Below are 13,929 nucleotides of genomic sequence, written 5' to 3' on the forward strand. Positions count from 1 at the left end.
GCCGCTCGCGCGCGGTGGCCGTCATCGCCGCCACGTCGCGGCCGGTATGGCCGTGGCACTCAGCGGAGCGCTCGGCTACATCGGGCTGGCCGACCCGCACGATCCGGCGTCGATCTACCCGCCGTGTCCGTTCAAATGGCTCACCGGCTGGAATTGCCCGTTCTGCGGCGGCCTGCGTATGACACACGACCTGCTGCACGGCGAGCTGTGGGCCGCCGTCCACGACAACGTCTTCCTGCTGGCCGCCGTCCCGACGCTGGCCGCGTTCCTGCTGGTTCGGCGCGCCCGTGGCCGGCGATCGCTGCCCGCGGCGGCGGTGCCGGCGGTCGTCGTCGCCACCCTGGTGTGGACAGTGCTGCGTAACCTGCCCGCCTTCCCCCTGTTTCCGACTGTTCTCGGTGGGTAACAGCACACTGCGCGCCGTGCGTTATGTGCGGGCCGGGACGCGGGCACGCGACTATGCTGGGTCGGCGTGAGTAGACGCGGGAAGATCGTCTGCACCCTTGGCCCGGCGACCAATTCGGACGAGTTGATTTTGGCGCTGGTCGAGGCCGGAATGGACGTCGCCCGACTGAACTTCAGCCACGGCGACTACGCCGACCACAAAGCCGCCTACGAACGGGTGCGGGTGGCCTCCGACGCCACCGGCCGCGCCGTCGGCGTGCTCGCCGATCTGCAGGGCCCCAAGATCCGCCTGGGGCGCTTTGCCACCGGGCCCACCTACTGGGCCGACGGCGAAACGGTCCGCATCACCGTCGCCGACTGCGAAGGCAGCCACGACCGGGTGTCGACCACCTACAAACAACTGGCCCAGGACGCCGCGGTCGGGGACCGGGTCCTGGTCGACGACGGCAAGGTCGGCCTGGTGGTCGACGGCATCGAGGGCGACGACGTCATCTGCACCGTGGTCGAGGGCGGCCCGGTCAGCAACAACAAGGGCATCTCGCTGCCGGGCATGAACGTCTCCGCACCGGCCTTGTCCGACAAGGACATCGAGGACCTCACCTTCGCGCTCGAGCTGGGCGTCGACCTGGTCGCGCTGTCCTTCGTGCGTTCGCCCTCCGACGTCGAGCTGGTGCACGAGGTGATGGACCGCGTCGGCCGGCGGGTGCCCGTGATCGCCAAACTGGAAAAGCCGGAGGCCGTCGACAACCTGGAAGCCATCGTGCTGGCCTTCGACGCCATCATGGTGGCCCGCGGCGACCTCGGTGTGGAACTTCCCCTGGAAGAGGTTCCGCTGGTGCAGAAGCGGGCCATCCAGATGGCCCGGGAGAACGCCAAACCCGTCATCGTGGCAACCCAGATGCTCGATTCGATGATCGAGAACTCACGGCCGACCCGGGCCGAGGCCTCCGACGTCGCCAACGCCGTGCTGGACGGCGCCGACGCCGTGATGCTGTCCGGGGAGACCTCGGTGGGCAAGTACCCGCTGGCGGCCGTGCGGACCATGGCGCGCATCATCTGCGCGGTCGAGGACAACTCCACGGCCGCCCCGCCGCTCACCCACGTGCCCCGCACCAAACGCGGGGTGATCTCGTATGCGGCCCGCGACATCGGCGAACGCCTGGACGCCAAGGCGCTGGTCGCGTTCACCCAGTCCGGCGACACCGTCAAGCGGCTGGCGCGGTTGCACACCCCGCTGCCGCTGCTGGCCTTCACGGCATGGCCGGAGGTGCGCAGCCAGCTGGCCATGACCTGGGGTACCGAGACGTTCATCGTGCCGATGATGACCTCCACCGACGGCATGATCCGCCAGGTGGACAAGTCGCTGCTGGAACTCGGTCGGTACCGGCGTGGTGACCTGGTGGTGATCGTCGCCGGTGCGCCACCTGGCACAGTAGGGTCAACCAACCTGATCCACGTGCACCGGATCGGCGAGGACGACGTCTAGCCCGCCCGGCGACGACACGGGCCGCTGCGCGGCCTGAGAAACGGGCGGGCGCATCGAACCAGAGGAGAGCTCGTGCCAGCCGGCGCTGAATCCCAGGAGCCGAACACCACGGCCGACTTCGAGGAGCTGCTGGCGACGCTGGACCTCCGGCGCGTCGCCGAAGATCTGTTCGTCGGATCGCATCCCAGCAAGAATCCGATGCGAACGTTCGGCGGACAGCTCATGTCGCAGTCGTTTGTGGCCAGCAGCCGCAGCCTGATTCGCGACGACCTGCCCCCCAGCGCGCTCTCGGTGCATTTCATCAACGGCGGCGACACCGGCAAGGACATCGAATACCGCGTCACCCGGCTGCGCGACGAGCGGCGGTTCGCCAACCGCCGCGTCGACGCGGTGCAGGACGGCACGCTGCTGTGCTCGGCACTGATCTCCTACATGGCCGGTGGCCGCGGACTCGAGCACGGCGTCGACCCGCCACGGGTGGCCGACCCGGAGACCCAACCCACGATCGGCGAACTGCTGCGCGGCTACGAAGAGACCGTGCCGCACTTCGTCAACGCGCTGCAGCCGATCGAATGGCGCTACACCAACGACCCGGCGTGGGTGATGCGGACGAAAGGGGAGAGGCTGCCCCACAATCGGGTCTGGGTCAAGGCGCTGGGCAAGCTTCCCGACGACCCGGTCCTGCACACCGCGACCATGGTGTACTCCTCGGACACCACGGTGCTGGACTCCGTCATCACCACGCACGGTCTTTCCTGGGGATTCGACCGCATTTTCGCCGCCTCGGCCAACCATTCCATCTGGTTTCACCGTCAGGTCGACTTCAACGACTGGGTGCTGTACTCCACGTCGTCGCCGGTGGCCGCGGATTCGCGCGGGCTGGGCACCGGGCATTTCTTCGACCGGTCCGGGCAACCGCTGGCCACCGTCGTGCAGGAGGGTGTGCTGAAATACTTTCCCTCCGCCCGCCGGTAAACCGTTACGCAAAAGCTGCAGGATATCGGCCCGAAACCGGCCGATACGAGCGGGATCGGGCGTAATTTTGACGGTGCCGGGTATTCGGTGCAGAGGCGGCGCACAGCCGCCCGGCTGTTGTCAGCGCATCGGGAGGTGAGGGTGAACGGGCCGGTGGTGGACGTCGCAACGAAACCGCGCGCGGGGGAACGCGTTGTGGTTTCCGCCGATTCACGGGCGGCCCGGCTGATCGGAGCCCTGGCACTGTTCTGCGCGGCGTGCTGGTTGATCCAGATCCTCGTGCACCACCACAGCAATCCGAGTTGGCACTACGCCGATCGGCTGGCCTGGTCGCTGACCGTCCTGGTCGCCGTGGCCTGGATCGCGCGCGGGATCTTCCTGGGCCGGCCGGTGACGACGATGCACGCCGCCGTCGCCGCCTTTTTCGTGCTGGCGGGGCTGGGGCTGCACGTGTTGTCCTTCGACCTGCTGGGCGACGTGCTGATCGCCGGCTCGGGAATGGTGTTGATGTGGCCGACGTCCTCGCACCCGCGGCCCGCCGACCTGCCGCGAATATGGGAGCTGATCAACGCCACCCGCGACGATGCGCTGGCGCCGTTCACCATGCAGACCGGCAAGAGCTACCACTTCAGCGCCGACGGCAGCGCCGCGCTGGCCTACCGGACGCGGCTGGGGATCGCGGTGGTCAGCGGGGACCCGATCGGCGACGAGGCCCACTTCCCGGAACTGGTCGCCGATTTCGCCGCCGCCTGCCACGCCCACGGATGGCGCATCGCCGTGGTGGGCTGCAGCGAGCGGCGCCTCGAGTTGTGGAAGGACTCGGCGGTCCTGGGACAAACGTTGCGGCCCATACCGATCGGGCGCGACGTGGTCGTCGACGTGAGCAGCTTCGACATGGTCGGCCGCAAGTTCCGCAACCTGCGTCAGGCCGTCAAACGCACCCACAACTGCGGCGTCACAACCGAAATCGTGGCCGAGCAGGAACTCAGCGACGAGCTGCTGGCCGAGCTGACCGAGGTGGTGCGGGAGTCGTCCAAGGGGGCGCACGCCGATCGCGGCTTCCACATGAACCTCGACGGGGTGCTGGAAGGGCGGTTCCCCGGAATCCTGTTGATCATCGCCAGGGACGCGACGGGCAAGGTGCAGGCGTTTCACCGCTACGCCACCGCCGGCGGCGGCAGCGACATCACCCTCGACGTGCCGTGGCGGCGCCGCGGCGCCCCCAACGGACTCGACGAGCGGCTCAGCGTCGACATGGTCATGGTCGACAAAGACCGTGGGGCGCAACGGGTATCGCTGGCCTTCGCCGCGTTCCCGGAGATCTTCGAGGACAAGAACCGCGGCTGGACCCGGCGCATCTTCTACCGGTTGACCCACGTGCTCGACCCGTTGATCGCGCTGGAGTCGCTGTACCGGTACGTGCGCAAGTGGCATGCGTTGGACGGGCGGCGCTACGCGGTGATCTCCATGACCCAGATCGTCCCGCTGCTGTTCGTGCTGTTGTCGCTGGAATTCCTGCCGCGCCGCCGGCACCTGTAGGCATCGCTAGCCGGCGTCTGCCGGCCCCCGATCGACGTGAAGTTCGCGACAGCCGATTCTCTCCGGCAGGTGATGGGTGGCCACCACCACGGTGCGCGGCGGGGACAGCAGCCGCGAATCCGGCGCCAGCAGGTCGCGCAGCAGCCGCTCGGCGTCGCCGGCGTCGAGGTGCTCGGTGGGCTCGTCGAGCAGCACGATGCGGGCGGGGGAGATCACCGCGCGGGCCAGCAACAGCCTGCGCCGCTGGCCCGCCGAAATCGCCTGCGCGCCACCGGTCAACACCGTGGACAGTCCGTCGGGCAACCCGGCCAGCCAGTCGCCCAGCCCGACCGCCCCCAGCGCGTCGGTCAGTTCGTCGTCGGGGCAGTCGCCGCGGGCCACCAGCAGGTTGTCCCGGACGGTGGTGGCGAAGACATGTGCGTCCTCGGCGAAAAAGACGATGGCCCTTGCTAACTCGCATTCATCGAGCTCGCTCAACGCGACGCCGTCCAGCACCACCTGTCCCTGCAGCGGCGGCAGCAGACCGGCCAGCGTCATCAGCAGCGTCGTCTTTCCGCAGCCGCTGGCGCCGGTGACGGCCAGCCGCGCGCCCGGCGGCAGGTCCAGCGTCACGCGGCAAGCGCGGGCCGCGCCGTCGTGACCGGAATGGATGTCGGCGGTCAGCCGGCCCGGGCCCGTCGGCCGGGGTGCGGAGCCGGCCGGGCGCGGGGGTTCGGTCGCGGTGAGCTCGAGCAGGCGGCGCGCGGCGATCCGTGACCGGGTCAACTGGACGGCGGCGGCAGGCAGCGGCGTCATCGCCTCGAAGGCGGACAGCGGCAGCAACATCAGGACCGCCAGGGTGGTGGGCGCGACGGCGTGCGCCATGCCGATGGCGGCCACCACCGCGCCCAGCACGCTGGCCCCGATGGCCGCGGTGGGCATCGCCTCGGCCACGGCGGCCGGCTTGCCCGCCGCGTCCAGGGCGACGCCCCACGCCCGTTGGCGGCGTTGCGATTCGGCGATGACCTCGGGCAGCAGACCGGCGATGCGCAGCTCGGGGGCGTGTTCGAGCGCCAGCATCGCCGCGCTGTCGCGCTGCGAATGCTGTTGGCGCGCAATGTCTTCCTGGGTCGCGGCGGCCCGGCCCGCCAGGCGGGGCGCGACGAAGCCGGCGACCAGCAGGCAGATCGCCAATGCCCCGCCCGCCGCCGGTGAGATCGCGGCGACGACCGCGGTCGCCGCCACCGCCAGCACCGCCGCCACACCCATCGGCACCAGTGCGCGCACCAGCACGTTGGCCAGTTCGTCGACATCGGCGGCCACCCGGGCCACCAGCTCGCCGCTGTGCAGCCGGACGGCGGCCGCCGCGCCGCCGCGCGTCAGCCGCTGGTATACCGCCACCCGCGCGGCGCCGGCCGCCCGCAGGGCCGTGTCGTGGGTGACCAGTCGCTCGCAGTAGTGCAGCACGCCGCGGGAGATCGCGAACATCCGCACCGCGACCGCGGCGACGGACAGGTCCAGCACCGGCGGCATCTGCCAGGCGCGGGTGATCAGCCACGCGGACACCCCGGCCAACGCCAGCGCGCTGCCCAGCGACAGCACCCCCAGCGTGATCGCCGCGGCGAGGCGAGGCAGCCGGGGCGACAGCAGGCCCGCGGCCGCCAGCAGCGGCCTGCGGCTAGAGGCGGACGCGAACGAATCAGGCCGCGGCACAACGTGCTCCACGGTCGGCGGACACCGCGACCACCCGGTCGCCGATGGCCAGGACCGGCTCGCGGTGCCCCACCACGACGACGGTGGCGCCGGCGCGGGCCCGTTCGACGACAGCCCGCAACACGCGTTCTTCGGTGCGCGCGTCCAGGTGCGCGGTCGGCTCGTCGAGCAGCAGCACGGCGGCCCGCGATCCGAGCGCGCGGGCAAGGCCCAGCCGCTGCCGCTGCCCCAGGGACAGGCCGACTCCGCCGCGGCCCAGCGGGGTGGCGCCCGCATCGGGCAGCTCGGCCAGCACGGCGTCGAAACCCGCGATAGCACAGGCGGTTTCGATGTCGTCGAGTTCGCCGAACAGCCGCAGGTTGTCGTCGACGGTGCCCGGCACCAGCACCGGGCGCTGCGGCAGCCAGGACAACTGCGCCCACCACCCGCGCGGCTCCAGGTCGGCGACGTCGACACCGCGCACGGTGACCCGGCCCGACGACGGCGCCGTGATGCCGGCGATCGCCTGCAGCGTGGTGCTCTTGCCGGCGCCGTTGCGCCCGGTCAGCACGGTCACCGCGCCAGGTTCGATCACCGCGCTCAGGTCGCAGGGCGCCTGGCCGTCGCGAGCCGCCACGCTGAGGTGTTCCAGACGGATCGGCGCGCCGCGGGCGGTGACGGTGCGGGTGCGAACCTTCGCGGCGCTCGGCCCGCCCGGCTCGCCGATGAGGGCGAACGCCGCGCCGGCGGCGGTTCTTCCGTCTTGAGCGGCATGGAATTCCACACCGATGCGGCGCAGCGGCCAGTACACGTCCGGCGCCAGCAGCAACACCGTCAAACCGGCGGTCAGTGTCATCTCGCCGAACACCAGGCGCAGGCCGATGCCGACGGCGATCAGCGCCACCCCCAGCGTGGCCAGCAATTCCAGCACCAGCGCCGACAGGAAGGCGATCCGCAGCGTCGCCATCGCCGAGCGGCGGTGCGCGGCAGCGAGTTCGGCGATGCTCCGGTCGGGACCCGAGCTTCGTCCCAGCGCGCGCAGGGTGGGGATGCCGGCGATCAGGTCGAGCAGCCGGGCCTGCAGGGTGGTCATCGCGGCCAGCGCCGCCGCGGAGCGGTCACGGGTCGCCAGCCCGATCAGGACCATGAAGATCGGGATCAGTGGCAGCGTGATCGCCACGATCACCGTGGATTTCACGTCGTAGGCCGCGATCACCGCCACGGTGGCCGGGGTCAGGATGGCGGCCAGCATCAGCGTCGGCAGGTATCCGGTGAAGTAGGGCCGCAGCCCGTCCAGGCCGCGGGTGACCACCACCGCCGCTTCGTCGCGTTGCGCGGCCAGCTCGGCGGGCGGGCGGGCGGTGACCGCGGCGAGCACCTGCCCGGACAGGTCGGCGATCACCGCGCTGGCTCCCCGCTGCCCCAGCCGGGCCTGCAGCCAATGCGCCACCGCCCGGACGGCCCACAGCGCCAACAGGATTGACAGCGGCGCCGGCCAGGAGCGCATCTCGCCGGCGGAGGTATCGCCGACGACGCGCGCGACGATGCCGGCCAGCACAACGGCCGAGCCGATCGCGCAGCCCGAGATCAGCACCCCGCAGCCCACCGCCGCCACCAGGTAGCGGCGCACCGGCCTCGAGGACCGCCACAGTCTCGGGTCCAGCGGCGCCCGGCTGGTGCCGTGTTCACCGCTCAGGACGGGCGCCTTGTCAGCCCGACGGGCGCCGGGATCCGGTCGGCCGAAAGCCGTTGCCGGAACACCCAATACGTCCACGCCTGGTACACCACCGTCACCGGGGCCATGATCGCCGTCACCCACGTCATGACCTTGAGGGTGTAATGCGTCGAGGACGCGTTGTAGATGGTCAGGCTCCACCGGCTGTCCAGTGTGGACGGCACCAGGTTCGGATACAGCGCGCCGAAGAGCAGGATCACCACGGCGGCGACCACCAGCGCGAGGCAGGTGAACGCCCAGCCGTCGGACGCGCGCCGCCACACCAACAGCACCGCCGCCACTTGCGCCACCACCGCCACCGCGAGCACCAGCCAGGTCCAGTCCTTGCCGTAGCCGAGCTGGGTCCAAAGCCCAAAGCCCGCAACCAGTCCCGTCACCGGAAGCGAAAGCCAGACGGCGAAGCGGTAGGCGTCGTCGCGGATCGCACCGGACGTCTTCAACGCCACGAACACCGCCCCGTACAACAGGAACAGCCCGGCGGTGGCCAGGCCACCCAACAGCGTGTAGGGGTTGAGCACGTCGGTGACGGAGAGGTGGATGTGGCCGTCGGCGTCCACCGGCAGCCCGCGGACCAGGACGGCGAACGCCACCCCCCACAGCACCGCCGGCAGCCACGACCCGGCGGCGATGCCGAAATCGGCCCAGCCGCGCCACTTGGTGTCGTCGATCTTGCCGCGCCACTCGATCGCCACGGCGCGCAGGATCATCCCGAACAGGATCGCCAACAGTGGCAGGTACAGCGTGGAGAATACGGTGGCGTACCAGCCGGGAAAGGCCGCGAACATGGCCGCGCCGCCGACGATCAACCACACCTCGTTGCCGTCCCACACCGGGCCGATGGTGTTGAGTGCGGTGCGGCGCAACGGTTCTGGCTCACCGATTCCGACCCGGGCGAACGGTTCCATCAACATGCCCACGCCGAAGTCGAAGCCCTCCAGGATGAAGAAACCCAGGAACAGCATCCCGATGATGCCGAACCACACCTCTTGCAGTCCCATCGGTTCAGCTCCTTACGTGGTAGGTGTGCCCCGTCAGTAGGCGAAGGACAGCGGCGCCACCTCGTCATCGCTGGGTGCCCGCGGCGGAGCGGGTTCCGCGTCGTGTTCCAACGGACCCTCGACGGTGTAGCGCTTCAGCAGAAAGAACCAGACCACCGCCAGCACCGCGTAGACGAGGGTGAAGGTCGCCAGCGACGTGATCACCATGCCGGGCACATGGTTGGACACGCCCTCGCGGACCGTCATCCGGACCGCCTGGTCGCCGGTCGGGTTGGGCACCACTACCCAGGGCTGGCGCCCTATTTCGGTGAATACCCACCCCGCGATGTTGGCCAGGAAGGGGGTGGGAATGGTCAGCAGCGCGAACCGCGACATCCAGCGTTGCCGCGGTGTGCGCCCGCGGCGGGTCACCCACAGCACGGTCAACGCGAACAACACCGGGATCGCTAGGAATCCGATCATCAGCCGGAACGACCAATAGGTGACGAACAGATTCGGCCGGTAGTCGTCGGGGCCGAAGCGCTGCTGGTACTGCTGCTGCAGCTCGTTCACTCCGCGCAGCGTCACGCCGCTGAACCGGCCCTCGGCCAGCCACGGCAGCACGTAGTGCACCTTGATCACTTCGGTGACGCTGCCGCAGTTGTTGTGGGTGCCGATGGTCAGCACCGAGAAGTCGGGGTCGGTTTGGGTGTGGCACAACGATTCTGCCGACGCCATCTTCATCGGCTGCTGGACGAACATCAGCTTGCCCTGGCGGTCACCGGTGAAGAACAGGGCGACGGTGGCCAGTAACACGACCCCGCAGCCCAGGATGGCCGCCGGACGAAACATGGTGCGGGCCTCGGTTTCCGCGGCCGGCGTGGTGGATCCGCCGGCGCGGGAGCGCACCATCCACCAGGCGCTGACGGCGGCGACGAAGGTGCCCGCCGTCAGCAACGCTCCGGTCACGGTGTGTGAAAACGCCGCCTGCGCAGTGTTGTTCGACAGCAGCGCGAAGATGTCGTCCAACTCGGCACGCCGCGTCGCCGGGTTGTAGTGCGCGCCGACCGGATGCTGCATGAAGGAGTTCGCGGCGATGATGAAGAAGGCCGACGCGTTGACGCCGATGGCCACGATCCAGATGCACGCCAAGTGAATCAGCTTGGGCAGTCGGCCCCAGCCGAAGATCCACAGGCCGATGAAGGTGGATTCGAAAAAGAACGCGAACAGTCCCTCCATCGCCAGTGGCGCACCGAAGATGTCACCGACGAACCGCGAGTACTCGCTCCAGTTCATGCCGAACTGGAATTCCTGGACGATCCCGGTGGCCACGCCGATGGCGAAGTTGATCAGAAACAGCTTGCCGAAGAATTTGGTCAACCGGTACCAGGCGGTGTTCCCGGTGGCCACCCACGCCGTCTGCATGATGGCCAGCAGCGGGGCCAAACCGATGGTGAGCGGCACGAAGATGAAGTGGTAGACGGTGACAATACCGAACTGCCAGCGCGAAATATCGACGACATTCATCCGTCATCTCCCGAACTGCGGAGGCCCGAACCAACGGCTACGACAGAGTGTAGTAGATAGGCCCGGGCCTCCGCTACCGGCCGGCCTCAGCCGGCGAGGGTCTTGGACGCCTTGCGGATGCCGAACGAGGAGATGATCTCGAACACCCCGATGACCACGAACCACGCGCCCACCACAATCGCTAGCGTGACAATGGATTCGAACGGCGAGGCCAGCACGACGATGCCGGCCAGCAGGCTGATCACCCCGAGGAAGATGTTCCAGCCCCGGCCCGGCAGGTTCGGGTCGCTGACCGCCGAGATCGTAGTGGCCACGCCGCGGAAGATGAACCCGATACCAATCCAGATGGCCAGCAGCAGAATTGCGTAGCCCTGGCCGAAATGGCGGAACGCCAGCAGCGCCAGAATCAGCGAGGCGGCGCCGCTGATGAACAACAGCACCCGGCTTCCCGCCGAAACATGCAGCGAGAAGGCGAATACCACCTGCGCGATACCGGTGATGAGCAGATAGACGCCGAAGGCGACTGCGGCGACCAGGATGGAGATTCCCGGCCACACCAGCACCAGGACACCGAGGGCAAGCGACAGAATTCCCGACAGCAGAGCGGATTTCCACAGATGCGGCAGCAAGCTTGGAACAGGGGAGCCAGGGGACATAGTCATGGCCGCAGTCTGGCACAAACGCTGGCCGTGGTACAGGGACTTTGGTCAGACGTGCGCGGTGTGCGGTTGCTCGGCAACCAGATCGGTGGGCGCTTCGGCCGGCTTGCGGCCGATCAGATACCAGGTGCGCATCACACCCTTGCCCTTGACCTCGATGCGGCCGCGTTCCTGCAGCACGAATTCGGGCGCGAGCCGCTCGTACATCGTCTCGGGTACCTGGATGCGGCCCACCGAGTCGGTGGATTCCATCCGTGACGCCACGTTGACCGCGTCGCCCCACACGTCGTAGAAGAACCGGCGCGAGCCCACCACACCCGCGACCACCGGTCCACAGGCCATCCCCACCCGCAGCGGCACCGGTCGGCCGTACGGATCCTTCAGTGCCGCAGCAACTTTGACCATGTCGAGGGCGAAGTCGGCGAGAGCGGCGGCGTGGTCCGGCCGGACCCGCGGCACGCCGCTGACCACCATGTAGGAGTCGCCGCTGACCTTGATCTTCTCCAGGCCGTGTTTGTCCACCAACTCGTCGAAGGCGATGTAGAGCCGGTTCAGGAACCGCACCAGGTCGGCCGGGGCGGTGCCGCTGGCGCGTTCGGTGAACCCGACGATATCGGCGAACAACACCGAGGCGTCGTCGTATTTGTCGGCGATGATGTCGCCGTCGGAGTGCTTCAGCCGCTCGGCGATGCTGCCCGGCAACATGTTGGCCAGCAGCGCTTCTGAGCGTTGGTACTCCGACTCCATCACCGCCTCGGCGCGCTGGGTGTCGCGCAGCGCGAACCACACCGCGACGAAGACCATGATGCAGGCCGAGACGATGGTCACCACGAAGGACATCGACTGCGCCCAGGCCGGCTGCAGCCCGGTGTCGCGGGGAAAGGCGAACTCGACGGCGATCACCAGCCCGGCACCGATCGCGGCCAGGACGGCCGCGAGCACGGTGTGTTCGATGCCCATCACCAGCAGCACCAGGCAGGCGCCCACCAGGAAGAAGTACTGCCCGCCCGATGCCGTGCCGACGTCCCAGCAGCTGACGAAGACGGTGACGTAGGCCGCGCCGAGGAAGGTCAGCGGGGCGACCAGGTCACCGAACCGGTGCAGCCACGGGACGATCGCGAAAATCAACGCGGCGACGACGTTGAGCGAAACGATCTGCCAGGTCCACGCCCCGGTGACCACTTGCAGAAGGATGAAGTCGGCGCAGACCAGCACGGCCAGCCACGCGGCAATGGCAAGCACCCGGGACTGGCGCGCGGCGCTGTCGGCGTAGTGCTGGTTGCGGGCACGCGACTGGGCCCGCGCCGCGGCCACACAGTCCGGGCGCTTCGACGAGCCGTTTGGCCATAGCGGTGCGGCACCACAACTCTTGGCCGCCACGCAGCAAGCCTAACCGCTGAGCAGGCAATCTTGTCGACTGTCGGACGAATATCGCCGTTTTCGCCCCCGTAAGTTTCCCAAGTCTGATACGACTTTCGTTATCGGGTTGTAATCGGGTTTGCGCGTCATTCGTTTGGGTTATCTGACACATGTTCGACGGCTGTGTCGGACGTGCGTTCGCCTCGACCAAGGGGTGCCTGATGGCGGGTCTAAAAAGATTCGTTTTTGCGTTAATCCTTGTTCTCACCGCGGTGCTGATGGGCGGCTGCAGCGCCGCGTGCGGTCAGCCGAGTTGGCTGCTTCGGGTGGCCGGCGATTCGATCGGCAACGATACGCCGGGGCTGAATGTGTCTGCGGCAAACCAGGTTTGCGTCACCGGTTCTATCGGCGGCTGACTCGGCCGCCCGTCTCGATCGGTGCCCACCACTGGGCTGCGACCGCGCTGTCGAGGGGTCTGCGCGCGAGCCCGGCCGGTGTTTTCGAGGGTCCCGGCGAAAGGATTTGATGAATTCATTTGTCGCGCCTCAGCTATTTCGCCGGAATGCGACAAATTCGAGCTTTTGGTGGCGCCAGGTTTAAAAATTGCGCATATTTCATACCGATGGTCGGTATTTGGCCGATTTCGCAGACCGTGGGATCGGATGAATGCAAATTCGGGACGCGGCGGACCGGCGGCGTGCGGCGGGTAGCGGTGGTGCCCTCGGTGAGATTCGAACTCACACTGTACGGGTTTTGAATCCGTTTCCTCTGCCAGTTGGGATACGAGGGCTTACCGGCCTACCACCTTAGAGGATTTGGTGTCCTCACCCGTCACACCGCCCCCGCGCTCGCTGGTCTGAGGCGTTCACGACACAATGTCCGTCATGACAGGCCCCACGACCGACACCGACGCTGCTGTGCCGCGCCGGGTCCTGATCGCTGAAGACGAAGCGCTCATTCGACTGGATCTCGCCGAGATGCTCCGGGAGGAGGGATACGAGATCGTCGGGGAGGCCGGCGACGGGCAGGAAGCCGTCGAGCTGGCCGAGCGCCATCGCCCGGACCTGGTGATCATGGACGTCAAGATGCCGCGCCGCGACGGGATCGACGCGGCCTCCGAGATCGCCAGCAAGCGCATCGCGCCGATCGTCGTGCTGACCGCGTTCAGTCAGCGCGATCTGGTGGAGCGCGCCCGCGACGCCGGGGCGATGGCCTACCTGGTCAAGCCCTTCACCATCAGCGACCTGATCCCGGCGATCGAATTGGCCGTCAGCCGGTTCAGCGAGATCGCCGAGCTGGAACGCGAGGTCGCCACGCTGTCCGAGCGGCTGGAGACCCGCAAGCTGGTGGAGCGGGCCAAGGGCCTGCTGCAGACCGAGCAGGGCATGACCGAACCCGAGGCGTTCAAGTGGATCCAGCGTGCCGCGATGGACCGGCGGACCACGATGAAGCGGGTGGCCGAGGTGGTGCTGGAGACGCTCGGCACGCCCAAGGAGTAGCCGGAGGCCGTCGAGTGTGAATCGTTGGCTTTGAGTGTGCATCGTTGGCGACGACACGCCGAGGGGGCTCGCCCAGGCTTCACACTCGAAGCCCGCG

Annotated in this window: 11 protein-coding genes, 1 tRNA gene and 1 pseudogene; 6 read left to right on the forward strand and 7 right to left on the reverse strand. The window is 68.4% G+C overall.

Features of this window, described 5'->3' with window-relative positions; translation table 11 throughout:
• The first annotated feature begins 52 nt into the window (after nucleotides 1-52).
• From MAA44156_RS06365 to MAA44156_RS06380, 4 genes are all read left to right on the forward strand, one after another.
• Complete coding sequence (locus MAA44156_RS06365; protein WP_029248507.1) at nucleotides 53-406, forward strand: DUF2752 domain-containing protein; 354 nt, start codon at nucleotides 53-55, stop codon at nucleotides 404-406.
• Nucleotides 407-472: 66 nt separating this feature from the next.
• A complete protein-coding gene (pyk, locus tag MAA44156_RS06370; RefSeq protein WP_003877740.1) occupies nucleotides 473-1,891 on the forward strand; it encodes a pyruvate kinase in 1,419 nt (472 codons plus the stop codon).
• 72 nt (nucleotides 1,892-1,963) lie between these two features.
• Nucleotides 1,964-2,866, forward strand: coding sequence for an acyl-CoA thioesterase II (locus tag MAA44156_RS06375; protein WP_009977366.1), 903 nt, complete (start codon nucleotides 1,964-1,966; stop codon nucleotides 2,864-2,866).
• Between the two features lie 141 nt (nucleotides 2,867-3,007).
• Nucleotides 3,008-4,405 carry a bifunctional lysylphosphatidylglycerol flippase/synthetase MprF gene (locus MAA44156_RS06380; RefSeq protein WP_009977365.1) on the forward strand — a complete coding sequence of 466 codons (1,398 nt, stop codon included), beginning with the start codon at nucleotides 3,008-3,010 and terminating at the stop codon, nucleotides 4,403-4,405.
• Here the strand turns inward: MAA44156_RS06380 and cydC are convergent.
• From cydC to MAA44156_RS06410, 6 genes and pseudogenes are all read right to left on the reverse strand, one after another.
• Nucleotides 4,318-6,097 (reverse strand): annotated as a pseudogene (cydC, locus tag MAA44156_RS06385) (thiol reductant ABC exporter subunit CydC). The gene MAA44156_RS06380 and the pseudogene cydC overlap by 88 nt on opposite strands.
• Nucleotides 6,084-7,682, reverse strand: coding sequence for a thiol reductant ABC exporter subunit CydD (cydD, locus tag MAA44156_RS06390; protein ID WP_029248505.1), 1,599 nt, complete (start codon nucleotides 7,680-7,682; stop codon nucleotides 6,084-6,086). Before cydD ends, cydC begins: the two are co-directional and overlap by 14 nt.
• An 86-nt stretch (nucleotides 7,683-7,768) precedes the next feature.
• The gene (gene cydB / locus MAA44156_RS06395) at nucleotides 7,769-8,809 is read right to left on the reverse strand and encodes a cytochrome d ubiquinol oxidase subunit II (protein ID WP_009977361.1); all 1,041 of its coding nucleotides are present in this window, start codon (nucleotides 8,807-8,809) and stop codon (nucleotides 7,769-7,771) included.
• A gap of 33 nt (nucleotides 8,810-8,842) precedes the next feature.
• Nucleotides 8,843-10,315 (reverse strand): cytochrome ubiquinol oxidase subunit I, encoded by a 1,473-nt coding sequence (locus MAA44156_RS06400; protein WP_009977359.1) that lies wholly within the window; start codon nucleotides 10,313-10,315, stop codon nucleotides 8,843-8,845.
• A gap of 86 nt (nucleotides 10,316-10,401) precedes the next feature.
• The gene (locus tag MAA44156_RS06405) at nucleotides 10,402-10,995 is read right to left on the reverse strand and encodes an HdeD family acid-resistance protein (protein ID WP_010949157.1); all 594 of its coding nucleotides are present in this window, start codon (nucleotides 10,993-10,995) and stop codon (nucleotides 10,402-10,404) included.
• A 27-nt stretch (nucleotides 10,996-11,022) separates the two neighbouring features.
• On the reverse strand, nucleotides 11,023-12,354 hold the full coding sequence (locus tag MAA44156_RS06410; protein ID WP_003876230.1) for an adenylate/guanylate cyclase domain-containing protein: 1,332 nt from the start codon (nucleotides 12,352-12,354) through the stop codon (nucleotides 11,023-11,025).
• A gap of 149 nt (nucleotides 12,355-12,503) precedes the next feature.
• Here MAA44156_RS06410 and MAA44156_RS06415 point away from each other — a divergent pair, with 149 nt between their 5' ends.
• Nucleotides 12,504-12,749 (forward strand): hypothetical protein, encoded by a 246-nt coding sequence (locus MAA44156_RS06415; RefSeq protein WP_080555747.1) that lies wholly within the window; start codon nucleotides 12,504-12,506, stop codon nucleotides 12,747-12,749.
• 297 nt (nucleotides 12,750-13,046) lie between these two features.
• Here the strand turns inward: MAA44156_RS06415 and MAA44156_RS06420 are convergent.
• Nucleotides 13,047-13,123, reverse strand: a tRNA-Leu gene (locus MAA44156_RS06420).
• 94 nt (nucleotides 13,124-13,217) lie between these two features.
• On the opposite strand from MAA44156_RS06420, the gene MAA44156_RS06425 reads away from it, so the two are divergent.
• Nucleotides 13,218-13,832 (forward strand): ANTAR domain-containing response regulator, encoded by a 615-nt coding sequence (locus MAA44156_RS06425; RefSeq protein ID WP_009977356.1) that lies wholly within the window; start codon nucleotides 13,218-13,220, stop codon nucleotides 13,830-13,832.
• The last annotated feature ends 97 nt before the right edge of the window (nucleotides 13,833-13,929 follow it).

The organism is Mycobacterium avium subsp. avium, assembly GCF_009741445.1.
GTDB lineage: Bacteria > Actinomycetota > Actinomycetes > Mycobacteriales > Mycobacteriaceae > Mycobacterium > Mycobacterium avium.